The organism is Flavobacterium cryoconiti (assembly GCF_048158645.1).
Classification (GTDB): Bacteria; Bacteroidota; Bacteroidia; order Flavobacteriales; family Flavobacteriaceae; genus Flavobacterium; species Flavobacterium cryoconiti.
Genome location: NZ_JBLNKW010000009.1, coordinates 21,378 through 40,943 on the forward strand (window position 1 = coordinate 21,378; position 19,566 = coordinate 40,943).

General features: G+C 33.5%; 14 protein-coding genes. 2 read left to right on the forward strand and 12 right to left on the reverse strand.

Going from position 1 to position 19,566, the window contains the following annotated elements; genetic code table 11:
- Positions 1-34 precede the first annotated feature (34 nt).
- From mdh to ACM55H_RS13420, 9 genes are all read right to left on the reverse strand, one after another.
- Entirely contained in the window at positions 35-970 is a 936-nt protein-coding gene (gene mdh / locus ACM55H_RS13380) for a malate dehydrogenase (RefSeq protein WP_416836962.1), read from the reverse strand.
- 79 nt (positions 971-1,049) lie between these two features.
- Positions 1,050-2,993 carry a DNA topoisomerase (ATP-hydrolyzing) subunit B gene (gene gyrB, locus ACM55H_RS13385; RefSeq protein WP_416836963.1) on the reverse strand — a complete coding sequence of 648 codons (1,944 nt, stop codon included), beginning with the start codon at positions 2,991-2,993 and terminating at the stop codon, positions 1,050-1,052.
- Positions 2,994-3,172: 179 nt separating this feature from the next.
- Positions 3,173-4,789 (reverse strand): asparagine synthase B, encoded by a 1,617-nt coding sequence (gene asnB, locus ACM55H_RS13390; RefSeq protein WP_416836964.1) that lies wholly within the window; start codon positions 4,787-4,789, stop codon positions 3,173-3,175.
- A 193-nt stretch (positions 4,790-4,982) separates the two neighbouring features.
- On the reverse strand, positions 4,983-6,608 hold the full coding sequence (locus tag ACM55H_RS13395; protein WP_416836965.1) for an amidohydrolase: 1,626 nt from the start codon (positions 6,606-6,608) through the stop codon (positions 4,983-4,985).
- 184 nt (positions 6,609-6,792) lie between these two features.
- Positions 6,793-8,469: an asparagine synthase B gene (gene asnB / locus ACM55H_RS13400; RefSeq protein ID WP_416836966.1), complete on the reverse strand. Its 1,677-nt coding sequence runs from the start codon at positions 8,467-8,469 to the stop codon at positions 6,793-6,795.
- Between the two features lie 238 nt (positions 8,470-8,707).
- Positions 8,708-9,157 carry a hypothetical protein gene (locus ACM55H_RS13405; protein ID WP_416836967.1) on the reverse strand — a complete coding sequence of 150 codons (450 nt, stop codon included), beginning with the start codon at positions 9,155-9,157 and terminating at the stop codon, positions 8,708-8,710.
- Positions 9,158-9,262: 105 nt separating this feature from the next.
- Positions 9,263-11,074: a TonB-dependent receptor gene (locus ACM55H_RS13410; protein WP_416836968.1), complete on the reverse strand. Its 1,812-nt coding sequence runs from the start codon at positions 11,072-11,074 to the stop codon at positions 9,263-9,265.
- Between the two features lie 67 nt (positions 11,075-11,141).
- The gene (locus tag ACM55H_RS13415; RefSeq protein WP_416836969.1) at positions 11,142-12,005 is read right to left on the reverse strand and encodes a PhzF family phenazine biosynthesis protein; all 864 of its coding nucleotides are present in this window, start codon (positions 12,003-12,005) and stop codon (positions 11,142-11,144) included.
- Between the two features lie 79 nt (positions 12,006-12,084).
- The gene (locus ACM55H_RS13420; RefSeq protein WP_416836970.1) at positions 12,085-15,099 is read right to left on the reverse strand and encodes a tetratricopeptide repeat protein; all 3,015 of its coding nucleotides are present in this window, start codon (positions 15,097-15,099) and stop codon (positions 12,085-12,087) included.
- Positions 15,100-15,347: 248 nt separating this feature from the next.
- On the opposite strand from ACM55H_RS13420, the gene ACM55H_RS13425 reads away from it, so the two are divergent.
- Both ACM55H_RS13425 and ACM55H_RS13430 read left to right on the forward strand, forming a co-directional pair.
- Complete coding sequence (locus ACM55H_RS13425) at positions 15,348-16,034, forward strand: cell division ATP-binding protein FtsE (RefSeq protein ID WP_416836971.1); 687 nt, start codon at positions 15,348-15,350, stop codon at positions 16,032-16,034.
- Entirely contained in the window at positions 16,034-16,924 is an 891-nt protein-coding gene (locus ACM55H_RS13430; RefSeq protein WP_416836972.1) for a glycosyltransferase, read from the forward strand. Before ACM55H_RS13425 ends, ACM55H_RS13430 begins: the two co-directional genes overlap by 1 nt.
- On the opposite strand, the gene ACM55H_RS13435 is transcribed toward ACM55H_RS13430, so the two are convergent.
- The 3 genes from ACM55H_RS13435 to ACM55H_RS13445 are packed head-to-tail and all read right to left on the reverse strand — an operon-like array spanning position 16,925 to position 19,514.
- Positions 16,925-18,010, reverse strand: coding sequence for a glycosyltransferase family 4 protein (locus ACM55H_RS13435; RefSeq protein ID WP_416836974.1), 1,086 nt, complete (start codon positions 18,008-18,010; stop codon positions 16,925-16,927). It lies immediately after the preceding gene.
- Complete coding sequence (locus ACM55H_RS13440) at positions 18,007-18,411, reverse strand: sugar 3,4-ketoisomerase (RefSeq protein ID WP_416836976.1); 405 nt, start codon at positions 18,409-18,411, stop codon at positions 18,007-18,009. Before ACM55H_RS13440 ends, ACM55H_RS13435 begins: the two co-directional genes overlap by 4 nt.
- 8 nt (positions 18,412-18,419) lie before the next feature.
- Complete coding sequence (locus tag ACM55H_RS13445) at positions 18,420-19,514, reverse strand: glycosyltransferase (protein WP_416836977.1); 1,095 nt, start codon at positions 19,512-19,514, stop codon at positions 18,420-18,422.
- Between the last annotated feature and the right edge of the window lie 52 nt (positions 19,515-19,566).

Sequence of the window (19,566 nt, forward strand, 5' to 3'; positions counted from 1 at the left end):
AAAGTGCAGTCTTCTCTCTTTTATAATTAAAATATTATGCTAAAATCGATTTTAAGGCATCATTCATTTGTCTAACAGCATCAGCACTTTTAGCAAACAATGCTTCTTCTTGCTCATTTAGTGCAATGTCAAGAATTTCTTCTACTCCATTTTTACCAATAATACAAGGTACACCTATACAGATATCATTTTGACCATATTCTCCTTCGACAAAAACAGAACAAGCGATCATTTTCTTTTGATCATTCAAAATACTATCTACCAAATAAGCAACTGAAGCTCCAGGAGCATACCAAGCCGAAGTCCCTAAAAGACCTGTAAGTGTAGCCCCACCTACCATAGTATCAGCAGCTACCTTTTGCAGAACTTCCTCAGAAAGAAACTCAGTTACCGGAATTCCATTATAAGATGCCAAACGTGTTAAAGGAATCATAGTAGTATCACCATGACCACCTATCACCATTGCCGAAATATCATTTGCAGGTTTGTCTAAAGCCAAAGACAAATACGTTCTAAAACGAGAGCTATCCAATGCTCCACCCATACCTATAATTCTGTTTTTTGGCAATCCTGTAGATTTCAAAGCCAAATAAGTCATTGTATCCATAGGGTTAGAAACTACCACTATAATAGTATCTGGCGAATGTTTCAATACATTTTCAGCAACCGTTTTCACGATTCCTGCGTTGATACCTATTAGTTCTTCACGAGTCATTCCTGGTTTTCTAGGAATTCCGGACGTAATTACCACTACATCGCTTCCTGCTGTTTTAGAATAATCGTTAGTAACACCTGATACTTTGGTATTAAAACCTGTATTTGTAGCACATTGCATAATATCCAAAGCTTTACCTTCCGCAAAACCTTCTCTGATATCCAATAATACTACTTCGCTAGCAATTCCTCTATAAGAAATTACATCTGCACAGGTTGCACCTACATTCCCTGCTCCTACAATGGTAACTTTCATATTTTTATGTTTATTCGGTTATTTGTTTAGCCGTTGAATCGATTAAACAAATAACCAAATCAACGAATAAACTTTTTAATTAAGCGTCTATATTAGCGTAAACTGCATTTTTCTCAATGAATTCTCTTCTTGGTGGTACTTCGTCACCCATTAACATAGAGAATACTCTATCGGCTTCCGCCAAACTGTCAATAGTTACCTGTCGTAAAGTTCTAAATCCTGGATCCATTGTAGTTTCCCATAATTGCTCCGCATTCATCTCTCCAAGACCTTTATAACGCTGAATTCCTGCGCTTCCGCCCATTCTTTCATTCGCTTGATCACGTTGTACATCATTCCAAGCGTATTCTTTTTTGTTTCCTTTTTTAACTAAATACAAAGGTGGTGCTGCAATATATACGTGGCCTTCTTCGATTAATTCCTTCATAAATCTAAAGAAGAACGTCAAGATTAAAGTAGAAATGTGACTACCATCGACATCGGCATCACACATAATAATTACTTTATGGTAACGTAATTTTTCAATATTCAATGCTTTACTATCTTCTGCAGTTCCAATTGTAACTCCAAGAGCAGTAAAAATATTTCGAATCTCTTCGTTTTCAAAAACTTTGTGATGCATTGCTTTTTCTACATTCAAAATCTTACCACGTAATGGTAAAATAGCTTGAAACGCACGATCACGACCTTGTTTTGCAGTTCCACCTGCCGAATCTCCCTCGACAAGATATACTTCACACTTTGCAGGATCTTGTTCAGAACAATCAGAAAGTTTCCCTGGTAATCCACCTCCACCCATTACGGTTTTGCGTTGTACCATTTCACGCGCTTTTTTGGCCGCGTGACGCGCTTGTGCTGCAAGAATTACTTTTTGAACAATTATACGAGCATCATTTGGATTTTCTTCCAAATAATTTTCAATCATTTCACTCACCGCTTGACTTACAGGCGAAACAACTTCTCTGTTTCCAAGTTTAGTTTTGGTTTGCCCTTCAAATTGAGGCTCAGCAACTTTTACAGAAATAATAGCTGTCAATCCTTCACGAAAGTCATCTCCAGAAATATCAAATTTCAGTTTGTCTAACATTCCCGAAGCATCTGCATATTTCTTTAACGATCTGGTAAGACCAGTTCTAAAACCTTGCAAGTGTGTCCCTCCTTCGTGAGTATTAATATTATTTACATAAGAAAAAATATTTTCCGTGTAACTTGTATTGTAAATCAATGCCACCTCAACAGGAATTTCTCCTTTTTCGTTATCCATAGAAATAACGTGTGCAATAATCGGCTCACGGTTCCCATCTAAATAACGGATGTATTCTTTTAAACCTTCATCAGAATGGAAAACTTCTGATACAAAATTCCCGTCTTTATCTAGTTCTCTTTTATCTGTAAATGTGATTGTAATTCCTTTATTCAAGTATGACAATTCACGCATACGAGCGGACAAAGTATCATAAGAATATTCAATTGTTTGCGTAAAAATACTTGGATCCGGATAAAAAGTAACGATTGTTCCTCTTTTTGTAGTTTCCCCAATTTGTTTAACTGGATATAGCGCTTTTCCCTTTTCATATTCTTGCTCATATACTTTTCCATCACTACTATGAACGGTAGCTCTCAAATGGTTTGACAATGCATTTACCACCGAAACCCCAACACCGTGAAGTCCTCCAGAAACTTTATAAGAATCTTTATCAAATTTTCCTCCGGCACCAATTTTAGTCATTACAACCTCAAGCGCCGAAACTCCTTCTTTTTTATGAATTCCTACTGGAATACCACGTCCATTATCCTCAACAGAAACTGACCCGTCTTCATTTATATCAACTATAATCGTATCACAATGGCCTCCCATTGCTTCATCGATAGAGTTATCTACCACTTCATAAACTAAATGATGGAGTCCTCGAACACCCACATCTCCAATATACATTGATGGACGCATTCTTACGTGCTCCATTCCCTCTAATGCTTGAATACTATCTGCTGAATAATTGTCCTTCTTGATTTCTTCGCTCATATATTTTATTCTAAAAAAATGTAATTTTTGTCTAACACGCAAATATATAAAAACGCAAATTATATTACCGTTAAAATCACTTTTTAAGCAGTTAAGTTATTAACATTATGTTGATTTTTTAACATAAAAAAACGCCCTCAAAATGGAGAGCGTTCTTATTTAAGTGAAATCTAATATTTTTATACCTTAATTCCAGTTCTTGCAATTTCAGTATCCGCCTGAACGTGAGCAGCATTAGCTCTTCCGCTTGGATCTTGGTTTTCCTGCCATTTTGGAATCCATTTTCTAACGGTTTGAGCCGCACTTACCTGAGGATAATATTTATTAAATATTGATCTGTAAAAATACGCTTCTTTTGTAGTTGGCGTATTGTAAACAAATTCAGTTGCCGCACCAGCTAATTGTCCGTCAGTTACTTGCGAAGAACAATATTCAATCAATTCATCAATCCAGTTGTACCCTACCCCATCAGAAAACTGTTCTTTTTGTCTCCATAAAACAGCAGTAGGAAGATAAGGATTGTCAGGCGTATCAAATGCTTTTCTTAGAATGTATTTTTCTTTTCCATCGTACGTTTTAGGCATCTTTTCTTCCGCTTTAATACGAACCGCCACATCAAGAAAAGCTTTGTCTAAAAACGGAACTCTTGCCTCTAATCCGTGAGCCATAGTTGATTTATCTGCTCTTAATAAATCGGCAGTAAATAATTTTTGAACTCTTTCAATCGTTTCTTTTTGGAAATCTTCTGCTGATGGTGCATTTCTAAAATATAAATACCCTCCAAAAATCTCATCAGCTCCTTCTCCTGAAAGCACTACTTTTATCCCCATATCTGTAATCGCTTTCGACAAGAAATACATTGGTGTGCTTGCTCTAATCGAAGTCACATCATAGGTTTCAAGATGCCAAATCAGTTTATCCAATATTTCTATACCTTCTTCAATTGTAAAGTGAATTTCGTGGTGTTCTGTACCTAAATACTCCGCCACTTTTCTCGCTGCCACAGCATCTGGCGCATCAACATCTAATCCAATAGAAAAAGAATGTAATTTTTTACCGCTTTCCGCCAATAATCTAGAAGCAATTGCCGATGTCAAAGAAGAATCTAATCCTCCTGAAAGCAATACCCCAATTGACACATCACTCATCAAACGCTTGCGAGTCGCTTCAGTCAAAGTCTCTCTAATTAAAGCTAAATCTAAATCTTGGTCAGCTTTTAAATAATCTTCATATTCTGGTTGGTAGTATTTTACAAAACCTGTTTTTTGAGTGTAATAGTGTCCCGGAGGAAATGTTGAGAATGTTTTACATTGATCCGCAATAGGTTTCATTTCAGATGAAAAGTAAATTCTTCCCCTTTCGTCTAAACCGTAATATAATGGTTTTACTCCCATTGGGTCTCTACCTGCAATAAAATCATCGCCGTCAACTATAACAAAAGCCCAGTCCCCATCAAGCATATTACAAAAATCATATCCAAATTCTTCATACAAATGAACAATAACCTCTGAATCTGATTTAGTTCTAAAAGTGTGTTCTTTCAAAACACCATCTCTCAAATCTTGATGATTGTATATTTCGCCATTATGAATCATATAAGCCGTTTTTGTGCCCTGTATCGGTTGTTTTCCTGAATGCAAATCAACGATTGACAAACGTTCATGACTTAAAATAGAGCCTTTCCCCATAACATGCAAATCACTTTCATCAGGACCACGGTGTCCCATTCTTTTAGAAAGCTCTCTTACTAGTTTTTCATCTTTTCCTTTTCCAATAATGGCCAATATTCCGCACATAATATATGATTTTATTTTTTTGCTTATTTCACTAAGACAAATATGAAGTAACAGTTACAAATATAAAACACAAAGCGATATTTTAGTTTAAAATTAAAACAAAATAAACCTATTTACACATAAAATGTAATTTATAAGTTTAAAAACTAAAGTTTTACGTTATAAATTGTAAACAAGCACTTTAAACAACAATTCATTTCACTTTATACCCTTTCAAATAAGTGCTGGAAGCCTTCATTTTAACGATTTGATTCTCATTAATCTTCATTAAATCTTTATCATAAACTACAAAATCAGCCCATTTACCAACTTCTAAACTTCCTTTTTCCTTTTCTTCGAAATTTGAATAAGCTGCCCAAATTGTCATTCCCTTTAAAGTCTCTTCTCTACTCAATGCATTTTCCATTTGAAAACCTCCCTTTGGATAGTTCTTACTGTCTTTTCTTGCCACTGCAGCGTGAAATGTCAGCATTGGGTTCACTTCTTCTACAGGGAAATCAGTCCCAAGAGCTACAATTCCAGCTTTTTGAAGTAATTTTTTATAAGCATAAGCATTTTTTATTCTTTTTTTTCCTAATCTTTCTTCCGCCCAATACATATCTGAAGTGGCATGCGCAGGTTGTACCGAAGGAATGATTCCCAATTTAAAATAATCAAAATCTTCTTCGCGCAAAACCTGAGCGTGTTCAATCTTCCATCTTCGGTCTTTTTTACCAGCTAAAACTTCCTTATAAATTTTTAATAAAACCGTATTTGCCGAATCACCTATGGCATGTGAATTCAATTGAAAAGGAGAAGCTGCAATTTGTTTTGCGATAGCTTTTAAGTCTGAAATAGGAGAAAGCAACGCTCCAAATTGTTTTGGCATATCAGAATAGCCTTTGTGCAAACAAGCGCCACGAGAACCCAAAGCACCATCGCCATACATTTTAAAGGAACGTACATCTAAATTATCCGTTTTATAAATTCCTTTTTTTAGATATAAATCGATGTTTTTTTGATTTGCCGTGATCATAGCATACACATTAAGTTTCATCACTTTTGCTTTTTGCAAACTGTCGATTAAGTTAATAATATCCGGATCTAAACCTGCATCATTTACTGTTGTCAACCCATAATCAAACATTACTTTTTCTGCATCCAATAAAGCTGCAATTTGTATTTTACGACTTGGTTTTGGAATTATTTTAAAAACCAAATCCATTGGATTATCTATTATGATTCCGGTTGGTTCTCCATTTATCATTTCAATCTGACCACCAACAGCTTTTGTATCTTTTGTAATTCCTGCTAACTTCAAAGCTTTACTATTCACAAGTATTGCATGACCATCAACTCTATTTAACATAACAGGAATGTTTGGAAACTCCGCATCTAAATCTGCTTTTGTCGGAAACTTTTTAACTTCCCAATCATTTTGATCCCAACCATTACCAACGATAAACTCCGGTTTTTTTTCTTTTTGAAAAATCTTTATACGTGTTATTACTTCACTCATATTTTTGGTACCGCGTAAATCAACTTCCTGCAGACTAAGTCCAAAACTGTAAAAATGACAATGCGCATCAAACAAGCCGGGGTAAATGAATTTCCCTTTAGCATCAATATTCTGCTCAGATTCATATTTATTTGTGATTTCATCATTAGTCCCAATAGCCACAATTTTACCGTTACTAACAGCCATAGCAGTTGCAGTGCCAAATGTTTTATCAACTTTATAAATAGTAGCATCCGAAATAATTACATCAACTGTAGTTTTATTTTTTTTGAGACAAGAAACAAGTGAAAATAAAGCAAAAACTAGAATATAACGTTTCATAATGTGATGTTTAGATAGGCTAATATAAAAAACTGTAACCAATTATTTTAGACAATGACCAATTATAAAGTTTTTAGTAATTCTATATTTTCGAATAAATGCGCTCAGCTATGAAACAAAAAAAAAGACGCCCTCAAAATGGAGAACGTCTTAGTCTATTTATAAAATCTTAATTAAATTGTGCTTATGCTTTTACGTATGCATCATCATGTACACTAGCAACCGCTCTTCCTGAAGGATCATTCATGTTTTTGAATGCTTCATCCCACTCTAAAGCAATTTTTGTACTACACGCTACACTTGCTTCTTGTGGAACACATAAAGCTGCAGCATCACTTGGAAAATGATCGTGAAAAATAGAACGATAATAGTATTCTTCTTTAGAAGTTGGTGTTTGCAATGGAAATCTATATTTAGCATTTGCTAATTGCTCATCTGAAACCGCCTCAGCAACCACAACTTTCAAAGAATCAATCCAACTATAACCAACACCATCACTAAATTGTTCTTTTTGTCTCCATGCCACACTTGCTGGAAGCATATCTTCAAAAGCTTTACGAACTACCCATTTTTCCATTGGATGTTCTTTGTTTATCATTTTATCTTGTGGGTTGATTCGCATTGCCACATCCATAAATTCTTTATCCAAAAACGGAACGCGTCCTTCAATACCCCAAGCAGCTAAACTTTTGTTAGCACGCAAACAATCGTACATGTGTAATTTACCTAACTTACGTACGTTCTCTTCATGAAATTCTCTTGCGTTTGGCGCTTTGTGAAAATACAAGTACCCTCCAAAAAGTTCATCCGCTCCTTCACCTGACAAGACCATTTTAATACCCATTGATTTAATAACTCTCGCCATTAACCACATAGGTGTTGATGCTCTAACAGTAGTCACATCATAAGTTTCCAGACTATAAATCACATCGCGAACGGCATCTAATCCTTCTTGAATAGTGAATTTAATTTCGTGGTGAATGGTTCCAATATGATCTGCAACTATTTGAGCTGCCGCTAAATCTGGAGAACCATCTAATCCTACCGAAAAAGAGTGCAATTGAGGATACCAAGCATCAGCAACATCACCAGATTCAATACGTTTTTGCGCATATTTTTTGGCTACAGCCGAAGTAATAGAAGAATCTAAACCTCCAGAAAGCAATACTCCATAAGGCACATCACTCATCAATTGTCTGTGAACCGCTGCTTCTAGCGCAACTTTAATTTCGTCTATGCTGGTTACGTTGTCTTTTACGGCATCATAATCAACCCATTCTCTTTTGTACCATTGTACAAATTCTCCGTCTTTACTAGACAGATAGTGTCCTGGAGGAAACAATTGTATTTTGGTACAATATCCTTCTAGTGCTTTCAATTCTGAAGCTACATAAAAAGTACCGTGTTGATCCCAACCAATGTATAATGGAATAATTCCCATATGGTCACGAGCAACAAAATACTCATCTTTTTCTACATCATAAATAGCAAATCCAAAAATTCCGTTCATTTCATCTATAAAATGAGGTCCTTTTTCTTTGTAAAGTGCTAAAATAACTTCACAGTCACTTTCCGTTTGAAAGTTATATTTTCCTTCAAATTGTTTACGCAATTCTCTGTGGTTATAGATTTCACCATTTGCTGCTAAAACAAGTTGTTTATCTTCACTAAATAAAGGTTGTTTCCCTGAAGCTGGATCAACAATTGCCAAACGCTCATGAGACAAAATAGCTTTTTCATTACTAAAAATTCCACTCCAGTCCGGTCCACGGTGACGGATAATTTTAGACATTTCTAATACTTGTGGTCTTAAAACTTCCGCTTTTTGTTTTAAATCAAAGGCACATACTATTCCGCACATAACTATATATTTTTATTGTTTTATTTATTTTGATAGGGCAAAGATGCGATAACAGTTACATTCATAAAACACAAATAGCAATTTTAGTTATAAATTAAAAACAAATACTGCATTTTACAATTAAAATGTAATTAAAAAACAACAAAAACAGTTTTTGAAGTTGAAAACTTTAATTTGATCCCAATCAAAACAGCTTTATTAAAATCTAACGCAACTAAAACATGTTAAATGAAAGTATTTACAGAATCTCTTCAATCAAATACTTTGTAGTATTAATTTCGAAGGTAAACCCAATTGTATTTCCCATTAGTTTATTCCCTAAAGGCGATTGTGGTGATAATGCAATAATATTGATTCCTTCAACACTAATTTTGGGAAGCGCCACACTCAGGTATAAATAAATCCCGTTTGCCTTTACTAAACTGCCAACAATAATTGTTTCGGCAATTGTAGTGGCATCAATTTTGTCTAAAACAGCTTTTTGAGTCAATACTTCTCTAAGTTTTGTATTGAGTTTCTCTTGCTCAATATGCATCATAGACAAGGCCGTTTCGTGTTTATCTCCCGCAGAACCTTTGGCATCGTTCTTAGAATCTTCGGTAAGTGCAACTATCATGTCTTTGAAAACGTCAATTCGATCCTGAACTAATTGCAGATAATGGGTATGTATTTTTTGTTTGAAAGTCATAGGATTTTGCCACTAAGGCGCTAAGCCGCGAAGTTTTTTAATACAAAAGTAATTATTGTTGTTGCGTTTCGGCTCCCTCCCCTTCGGGGAGGGCTGGGGTGGGGACTAAAAATCAAATTTATAGTTCGCTCCTAAAATCACTTGAAAACCTTGAACTGGATAATTCAACCATTTTTCATAGGCTTTATTGGTAATATTATTGGCTTTTAAAAAGGCTGTCAATCGGTCGCTGTATTTGAATCCAACATTTGCATTCACATCAAAATAGGAAGGTAAAGTAAAAGGACCTGGTTGAACTACATATACTACATCAGTATTCAGCTTTTGATCTTTTCGTTCCCCTACATAAAACACATTTGCACCAGCGAACCATTTTGGCGTAATATTAAAATTAATGTTTGAATTTAATTTTACAGTTGGCAAATTCCAAGCTTCACTTTGAAAATCATTGGTATAACTATTAAAAGTCCCGTTGATTCCAAAAGATACACTTTCTGAAAAATCAGCTTTTAATTCCCCATAAAAACTTAGTGTTCTCATATCGTCATAAACCACTTGAAAGGAATTCCCAAAAGCGTAGTCCTGATTTGCAGCATTTTCATTATAATCATTGCTTTTAAACAACGCTTTATTTCTTTCATTCACATACGAACCTTTAATATTATAACTCACGTTGTTAGTCAATTTTCCTTTTAATCCTGCAAAAATATCATATTGCTTATCTGTTGGCGCAATATTTAATGTTGGCGATAGAAACGGATTTTCATTGACAAAATCCATATAAGAATTCTGTTCCAGATTTCCTTCGGCTCCTGCGTAGAAAATCATCAAATCGCCAACTACTTTGTAAGAAGCATTGAATTTTGGATAAACTAAAAATTTATTATTGCTGTTTTGATTGTCCAAACTATAAAACACAGCCGCTCCAATATTCAGTGTCCAATCCTCTTTTTGCATTACAAAACTTGGCGCAATACCAAAATTAGTAAAACCATATTTCACAGGTTGTGTGTTCGTATTCGAATAATCTTTCTTGAAGCTTCCGCCAACATAATCAACAATTAAATCTGTTTTCACTGCGCTTTCCATCACATCAAACTGCACTGTTGGTTTCACATAAAATCTATTTTCAGAAGATCCATAAACATCCGAAAAATGATTAAATTTAACACTCATTTTATTTAAAATACTCTCGTTAAAATCTATTTTTCCACCAAGCGAGATTGTATTATAGGTTTGTTGTGGATTGATTCCATTAATCAACACCCTCCTATCCTGAGGTGTCAAAGTAGTACCGAAACCAGCTGGTAAACCATACCAATTATAAATTTGATTTTGATAACCCAAATCTAAATTCCATGACACATTTTTTTGATTGGATCCGTACGTTAAATCAATCGCAGTATCATAAAAACGATCATCTAATGCTACACTTTTTATACCGCCTTGTGACGAATGATGACGAAACATTCCGCTAACATAATCTGTACTATTCAAATCGTGATTTACAAATAATTCCCCAATGAAGGTTCCGTAATTCCCCACGCCAAAAGTGGCATAATTTTTAAATAAATGTTCCTGTTTTTCTTTCTCCACTCCTTCTGCTTTCCCTTTAGATGGAGTAAAAGTCGATGCCACCGGAAAAGAGAAAATGGTGTATTTTATCGTTTCTTTTTTAGCATTCCCTTCCTCTTCAAGTGCAGGCGTTTCTTTTACTTTGAAAGCATCCGAAATTGTTGGTGTATAAGGCTTCACAACATTTACTGTTTCTGTTCCAATTTGTTCTTTTTTTTGTGCAAACGAAAATTGAGAAAGTAAAAGAAATAGAATCCCCACCCCAACCCTCCCCGAAGGGGAGGGAGCCGAGAACGTTAATATATTATTTATAAACGATATTGCTTTATTTTTAAATGTCATGTTTTATTTTTTTTTACTTCTATCCTCTAACCTTTTTACTTCTTAATTCTAAACCCTAACCTAGTAATTAAACTTCCCATTCGCCTTTTGCAATAAATTGCGTCTTCCCACCAATCTTTATATCAAAATGATTTTCAGCAAATTTTCCATCAAAATAAATTCGAGATGATCTATTAATAAAATCTCCCTGATGATTGACAATCTGAATATCCGGTGAATGATATTTTAAAAGAAAAGCTTGTAAACAAGTACTGGCACTACCAGTAGCAGCATCTTCTTTAAGCTGATTCTCTTCCACATACAACATTCTACTGATGAGCTTTGTTTCTTCTAAACAATAAAAATACAAGGCTCTATGATTTGTTTTACAATGCCCATGCAACCATTCATTCATTTTAACCTTGTCAAGAATTAAATTCTCCAATGCTTTTTTATTTTTAAGAGGAACAATCACAAAAGCACTTCCTGTAGTAACCTCTTGAATGGGAAATTCAATATCAAAATCAGCACGGCTTAAATTGCTGAAGGTTAAAAAATATTCTGCTGAAAAAGTATCCAAAAACTGGGGTTGAGCCGCCTGCAACCATACCAAATCTCCCGATTGATGAATAGGAATTTCGCCGATTGGAACTGACAACGTAATCTTTTCAGGTTGATTTTCAAATATCCTATTCATTAAAACCCAAGAAGTTCCTATGATTGGATGTCCAGCAAACTTCATTTCATGCTCTGGAGTAAAAATTCTGATTTCTGCAACGTTATTTTCTGGCTCAAGCTTAGTTATAAAGGTGCTTTCCGCAAAGTTGATTTCACGGGCAATTTTCTGCATCTCTTCAGCACTTAATTCATCAGCTCCTAAAAAAACAGCCAGTTGATTGCCTGCGTATTTTTTCTCTGCAAAAACATCAACGATGTAAAAAGGTATATTCATTCCGTATGTTTTTTGGCTTTCAATTATTTTAAATTATATGCCGTTTTTTTTTATTTTCTAAATCCTATTTCCAACTACGTTATTTGATAATAGATGAATTTGTTTTAGATTCTTCAGATTTAATAGCGTCTAATTCTGTTTGCGCTTCTGAAACAACATCTGGAAAATCAGTGAAATTTTGAATCACATTTTCTAAAATATAAGTTGCTTGATAACTGTCTTTCAATCCGTAGAAGTTTTTCGCCATCAAGACTAATCCTTTGGCTCCAAAATATTTATAACTCGAATAATTCTTCGCTAATTTTTGAACCGCAACATTTGACACTTCAAATTTTCCATCCTTGTTTTTAAAATAAGCGTCATAATACAATGCTTCGGCAGCTAGTTCTCCTTTGGCAATCGTCATTAGTTTTGCGTAAGCAGTTCGGGCTTTTGCTTCATCACCCGTCTGAATTGCGGCTCGGGCGATTATAATTTGCGCATCACTTTTTACATTATCATCCGTTTTAGGATTCATTAAAACCTTCTCAGCGTAAATAACTGAATTTGGATAATCTTTCTTCTCATAAAACGACTTCATCAAATTCGATTGCGCAAATGTTTTATTCTGAGAAATGTCAGCTTCAGTTTCTAAACGAGATAATACCGGTATTGCTTTATCATAGTCTTTATTTTTAAGAAAAATTTGAGCCAATCTCGACAAAGATTGTTCTGTATATTCGCTTCTGGATTGTGCAATTACAAATTCATAATTAGGAATAGACTTGCTTTCTGACCCATCTGAAAAATAAGATTGGGCTAAGTAATAATTAGCCTGCAAAGCATGAATCCCTCGTGGAAATTTAGAAACATAACCACTAAATCCTGCAATCGCCTGTTTTGTGTTATTCTGTTGAAATTGTTTTTCAGCAGCTTCATAGGTATCATTATCAAGTTCCGCATCAGTAACTGCGACAAAATCCAAAGTACGAACCCAATTCGCATATTCATCCACTCTTCCGCTATCTACATAAATCAAACGAGCAGTTGCAACAGCTTCCAATGCTTCCGGAGTTTTAGGAAAATCAGCGGCTACTTTTTTAAATTTCACCAATGCTTGTTCGTCTTTATCTGAATTATAATACACTAAACCTTGACGTAAAATTGCTCTGGAAGTAAAAGAACCTCTTTTGAATTCCGTATTTAATCGGTCGTATGTTTTTACCGCAAGATCCGTTTTATTCTCGGCTACATACGTATTTCCAAGTTCAAAAAGAGCATCGTCTCTGTATTCTGATTTTGGATACAATTGTAAAAAAGCGTTTAACTCCTCGATTTTCTTATCATTTTTAGCAATAAATCCGTAACAAATTGCTTTTTGAAAATACGCATAATCAGCATCTACACTTTTGGATTCAATCACTTTAACATACGCATCCATCGCTGGTCCGTATTTTGAAGTTACAAAACGACAATCCGCTAAACGCAAATAAGAATCATTCAAACGCACTTTATCGTCTTTCACTTTTTCTATTTGACTTTGAAAATAATTCCCAGCTTGGTCGTACTCTTTCAATTTGAAATACGTGTAGGCAATATTGTAATTACTGTTCTTATATTCCGGTGTTGTTGCGGCTTGAGATGAAGCTACAAATTGTTTAAAACTCGACAAAGCACTTTTGAAATCATCCAAAACATATTCTGTTTCTCCCTTCCAGAAAGTGGCTCTAGCAGTAAAAACAGCATCTCTTTGTTCGTTAATAGATTTTGAAAACATTTTCAATGCTTCTTCATAATTCCCATCAGTATATAATTCCAAACCTCTGTAAAAAAGCACTTTTTGGTAGGCTAATTTATTTTCGGGTGTTTTATTTCTTTCCAATAAAACTAAGGCTTCTTTGTAGTTTTTAGAAGAAATATACGAATCAATCAATAATTTCTCAATCTCCGAACGGCTGGCATTATCTGGATATTTTTTCAAAAAAGCTTGCAAAACTGCTGGCACACTCTGATAGGAATTCCCTAATTCATAACTCAATTTCGCATAATTCAAACTCGCATCTTCTTGAATAGCAGCATCAAAATTCATTTCAGAAGCATTTTTAAACGCATTCAAAGCTTGTTGTTTCTTATCGGTATTCAGGTAACTTTCTCCCAAATGATAATACGCATTTTGAGCCACAAAATCTTTCCCTCCTATAATTTTATTAAACTGAGAAATCGCGTTTTCGTAGTCTTTTTGTTTGTAATACGCATAGCCTAATTGGTAAAAATCGGTATTACTCCATTTTCCTTTTTTCCCTTTATAGGCTACTAAATATGGAATTGCAGTGTCGTATTTTTTTAAATTAAAATAGCTTTCGCCAATAATTTTATTCAATTCTGATTTTTCAGCAGGATTTGATTTAGCCATTGCTTTTTCACCCAAATCAATTGCTTTTTGAAAATTTCCTAATTTGAAATTCATATCGGCTTGGTAATACGAAAGCTTCTCTTTGTATTTTTCTTCGCCTGAAACTTCATCAAAATATTTCGTGGCTTGTTTGTAATCGTCTCCTTCATAAGCCATGAATCCTAAGTAATATTTAGCCTGAGAACCATATTCAGCAGAATTGACCACTTTATTCAAATAGACTGTTGCTTCTTTTTTCTTTTTGCCATTAAAAAAACTATAGCCTTTTTGGAAGTTAAATTTATCTCGGTCGCTAGCACTCAATTGGCTTTCATCCACTTTATCAAACCATTGTAAGGCTTGCGGATAATTCCCTTGATCAAAATGATAATGAGCTACTTCTATATACGCCTGATTCTGTTTTACGCTCGTTGGATAATCCGAAACAAATCGTTCCATCAACTCATCAGCGTTCGTTTGATTGGTTCGAATAGCACAATTAGCAGCATAATACGCACAATCTGATTGCAGTTCTTCAGTAATTGCCGTTTCTTTTACTTTATTAAAAATAATTTGTGCCGATGCATATTGCCCATCTTTAAACAAAGCAACCGCTTTATTAAAATCTTTTGAATCGCTAGTATAAATAGTTGATTTTTGTGCAAAAACTGTGGTAGTTATAATAAAAAGAAGAAAGAATGAGGGCCAGGAAATTTTACGCATTGTGATTTTATTTTAATAATTCAAATGTATCATATTCTGAACTCTATAACGAATCGCTATTCGCTTTTATTATGAACATTTTTCTTAACACCGTAAAATTTAACTTTCATTGCTACAATATTCATCGCCTCAAACTTCTAGATTTACTTGCATAAATTATAATTATCAGAATTCTATTTAATTGAATAGAATTTATTTTGAATAGAAGCGTTATCTTATTACTTTTACCCCATAAACAAACGCTAATTATGTCACAATCCGTACTGTCTTTAAAAAATGTAAACATTTATCAAGAAGGTAAATCTATTTTATCCCACGTAAACTTAGATGTAAAACATGGTGAATTTCTTTACATCATTGGAAAAACAGGTTCCGGAAAAAGTAGTTTAATGAAAACTTTATATGGTGATTTACCTTTGACTGAAGGAGAAGGAAATATCGTAGATTTTGATTTGGCGGCTTTGAAAGAAGATGACATTCCATTTTTAAGAAGAAAGATTGGAATCGTTTTTCAAGATTTCAAATTACTGCCGGACAGAACTGTAAAAGACAATATGCTATTTGTTCTCAAAGCTACAGGCTGGATTGACAATGACGAAATGCAACGAAAAATTGACGAAGTTTTAGATAAAGTAGGCATGAAAGAATTTGGCAATAAAATGCCTCATCAACTTTCTGGTGGTGAACAACAACGTGTGGCAATCGCACGAGCTTTACTTAATGATCCTGAACTTATCCTTGCTGATGAACCAACAGGAAACCTTGATCCTCAAACCAGCGCAGAAGTATTGGAAGTATTAAAAAACATCAATGCCAACGGAAAAACCATTATTATGGCTACTCACGATTATGCTTTATTAATGAAATTTCCTTCGAAAACATTGAAATGTGAAGATGAAAGAATTTTTGAAGTAGTTCAGCAGCGAACTGCATAATGCTTTCTATTCTTGTTCCAATATACAATTACAATGCTTTTCCTTTAGTATTGGAATTGCATCGACAATGTACGGATTGCGGTATAGATTTTGAGATTTTGTGTCAGGATGATCGTTCAAATGAATTTCTAACTAAAAACCAAAACATTAACAGTCTGGAAAATTGTAAATTTTCATCAAATAATTCTAACATTGGTAGAGGAAAAAACATCAATTTACTTGCTAAAAAATCGTCATTTAATTGGTTGCTTATTTTAGATTGTGATACATTTCCAAAAAGTAAAAAATTCATCAAAAATTACTTAGATATAATCAAAAATAATGATTCCGCAGTTGTTTTTGGAGGTATCATTTACGAAACTAAAAAACCACAAAAAGAAAAACTGCTCCGTTGGGTTTACGGTAATAAAAGAGAAGCACTTTCAGTGGAACAACGAAACAAAAAACCAAACAGTCGCGCATTGACTTCTAATTTATTAATAAAAAAAGAAATTTTTATACAAAACCCTTTTGATTCGGCAATAATAAAATATGGCTATGAAGATTTATGTTTTCTTACCGTATTAGGAGCAAAAAAAAATAAGGTTTCCCATATAGACAATCCTACTTTCCATCTCAATTTAGAAACCTCATTGTTTTTTTTAAACAAGACCAAAATCGCTCAGGAAAACTTAGCTTTTATCCTTGATTCTGAGATTTCGCCTTCTATTGAGAGTAAAATAATTTCGGCTTATAAATTATTAAAAAGACTAAGACTTGTCAAAATGATGGCTATAATTTTTAAAAAATCAGAAGATAAAATCACCTCAAATTTACTTTCAGAAACCCCTTCTATCTTACTATTTGACATCTATAAATTAGGCTATTTTTGTTCTATTAAATCAAAATAATTATTCTCCTATTACTAAACTTTCAAAAAGGATTTTCCATTGTTTCATAATCTCATCTAAATCATAAACAGTAACACTTTCTTGAGCTTTTTTGCCTAACCGTTTTCTTAAATCTTTATCTTCAATCAAAAGATTTAGTTTTTCAACAAACAAATCGACATTCCCATCTTCGATTAAAAATCCATTTACATTGTCTTTTATGATCGCTCTTGGCCCACAAGGACAATCATACGCAATACATGGTAAACCCGAAGCCATTGCTTCTATTAACACCATTGGAAAACCTTCGGTACGAGAAGTCATTACATAGATAGAAGATTCTAAATATTTCTCGTGGATATTTTTTATAGATTGATTAAAATTGACTTTTAATTCAATTCCAAATTTAACCGCCTGTATTTCAAGAGCATCAATTTCTTTCCCATAAATATCTAAAATCCAATTCGGATGTTTTTGCAACACTTTTTCCCAAATAAAGAGTAATCTGTCCAACCCTTTTTCATAAGAATTTCTAGCTACAACAATTACTTTTTTAGATTTTAATTCTGCTGGAATATCCGTTTGCAACCAGCATGGATTAGAAATTACAGCACCATTTTTCACATTCCATTCTTCCAAACTTTCATTCGACAATGCAATCAGGTTAGTATATCTTTTAGCTCCGAAGTTTTTTAGTTTATATTTTAATTTTTGAAAAAAAACATGCGCTGATTTACGTTCCTCAATATATTTAGAACCATGACATTCAAGGATAATTGGAATATTTTTTTTGAGTATAAAAGGAATCGTGTATGCTTTAAGACCATTATCACAAACTATAATAACATCTGGCTTTATAGCTTCAACATTTTTTTTTAATGAAGTCCGATAGGTATTAAAAAACTTAAAAACGTTACCTTTCAAAATCAAATCATGAAATACAATATTTTCATTAAAGGAATAGAATAAAGGAAAACTCCCCTTGTTTTGAGTCAGAATATGGATTTGATATTCAAATTTTTCAATAAGATAATTTGTTTTTATAGAGAGTACTCTGGCAACTCCTCCTTCATGATTTATACTTGGAACTATATAGAGTAGTTTCATATTTTTGATTTCAAAAATTGATCAAAATCCCTGATATAATCGTCTTCATTATAAATATCAGATGCAAAAACTAAACAAACTGCTCCGGATGAAAAATTTTCCAACTCGCGCCACATTCCCGTTGGAATGTACAATCCAATATTTGGTTTATTCAAAAGAAATGATTTTTTTTCGAATCCGTCATTTAGAACAACTTCAAAACTTCCGCTCAAAGCAATTAGAACTTCACTTTGATTTATATGAGAATGACTTCCTCGAAAGGAATTGCTGGGCACGTCAAAAAGATAATAAACACGCTTAAATTCAAATGGCAAAACATCATTTTGAATAAATGCCAAATTCCCGCGTGTATCCTCTACAACTGGGATTTTAAGTGATTGTATATCTTTTAATGTTGTCATAAATTCTATTATAAACTAATTTCCATTAAATCTAACCATTTTTGACCTATTGTATCTAACAAAAATGGCGTAACGCTTTCCTGTGCGTTCTGTTTGCAATATCGATATAAAGCTTCATCTGACACCAATAAATTCATTGCTTCTGTAAGTTTTTGCAAATTTTGATCTTCCACTAAAATTCCATTTTTTAAATTAATTATAGTTTCTTTTGGTCCAGAAGGACAATCAAATGCTACAACTGGAGTACTACATGCTAAAGATTCCAAAATCACATTCGGCAAACCTTCATTTTTACTGCTAAGAACTAAAAATCTGGATTGTTTCAGGTATTTAAAAGGATTGTTTTGGTATCCTAAAAAATGAACAAAATTCTCCACCTTGTTATCTTTTGCTGTTTTTTCTAAAAGTGCTCTCTGCCCATTTCCTAAAATTACAAGATGAATTTGTTTATCGGGTAGAATCGAATTCGCATAACTCAAAATTAACTTATCAAATTGCTTTATGGGATTCTCATATTGACCTATTGCAATGATGTAATCAAAATTAATGTCTAATGCTTCTTTGCACTTTTCATTCGCTTCATCCAGATTAATAGGATTAAAAATAGTCACAACATTTTTTAAATTATGCTTATTTACAATTAGTTCCTTCATGCTATTAACAATGGCCACATTGGCATAACAATGATTGTAGATTAATCTTGTCAACCAAGAATTATTAGGCATATAATGATCTATCAAAAAACTATGAACTGTAAATATTGTTTTTGTATTATAAATCAATCTTGCTAAAATTAATTCTTGAATAAATTTAGTTCGAAAACGAAAATCTATGATGTAATCAAAATCATTAGCTTTCAAATGTCTACGCATTGCTATAAACCGCTTACACTTGTTAACTAATCCGTTGCTCTTATTTTTCAATAATCCCAAATTAACAAGCTTTCCTGAATACGGAAATGAAACTTCATCTAAAACAATTATATTGTGAACTTCAATTCCCATTTTTTCAAAAAAAATGGATAATGTTGCCATAACCTTGTCACTACCACCTCCACTCAGACGGTAGCCAATTAAAGCAATTTTATATTTTTTGTTGGACAATATCAATATCGATTTCTTATTTTCGTATCAAATATAACTCTTTTAAAAAAAT

Bases quoted from the DNA above. Each gene is read 5' to 3' on its own strand.
- ACM55H_RS13440 (WP_416836976.1), bottom strand. From the start codon at position 18,411: ATGACAACATTAAAAGATATACAATCACTTAAAATCCCAGTTGTAGAG.
- ACM55H_RS13435 (WP_416836974.1), bottom strand. From the start codon at position 18,010: ATGAAACTACTCTATATAGTTCCAAGTATAAATCATGAAGGAGGAGTT.
- ACM55H_RS13395 (WP_416836965.1), bottom strand. From the start codon at position 6,608: ATGAAACGTTATATTCTAGTTTTTGCTTTATTTTCACTTGTTTCTTGT.
- ACM55H_RS13410 (WP_416836968.1), bottom strand. From the start codon at position 11,074: ATGACATTTAAAAATAAAGCAATATCGTTTATAAATAATATATTAACG.
- gyrB (WP_416836963.1), bottom strand. From the start codon at position 2,993: ATGAGCGAAGAAATCAAGAAGGACAATTATTCAGCAGATAGTATTCAA.
- ACM55H_RS13405 (WP_416836967.1), bottom strand. From the start codon at position 9,157: ATGACTTTCAAACAAAAAATACATACCCATTATCTGCAATTAGTTCAG.
- ACM55H_RS13425 (WP_416836971.1), top strand. From the start codon at position 15,348: ATGTCACAATCCGTACTGTCTTTAAAAAATGTAAACATTTATCAAGAA.
- asnB (WP_416836964.1), bottom strand. From the start codon at position 4,789: ATGTGCGGAATATTGGCCATTATTGGAAAAGGAAAAGATGAAAAACTA.
- ACM55H_RS13430 (WP_416836972.1), top strand. From the start codon at position 16,034: ATGCTTTCTATTCTTGTTCCAATATACAATTACAATGCTTTTCCTTTA.
- mdh (WP_416836962.1), bottom strand. From the start codon at position 970: ATGAAAGTTACCATTGTAGGAGCAGGGAATGTAGGTGCAACCTGTGCA.
- ACM55H_RS13420 (WP_416836970.1), bottom strand. From the start codon at position 15,099: ATGCGTAAAATTTCCTGGCCCTCATTCTTTCTTCTTTTTATTATAACT.
- asnB (WP_416836966.1), bottom strand. From the start codon at position 8,469: ATGTGCGGAATAGTATGTGCCTTTGATTTAAAACAAAAAGCGGAAGTT.
- ACM55H_RS13415 (WP_416836969.1), bottom strand. From the start codon at position 12,005: ATGAATATACCTTTTTACATCGTTGATGTTTTTGCAGAGAAAAAATAC.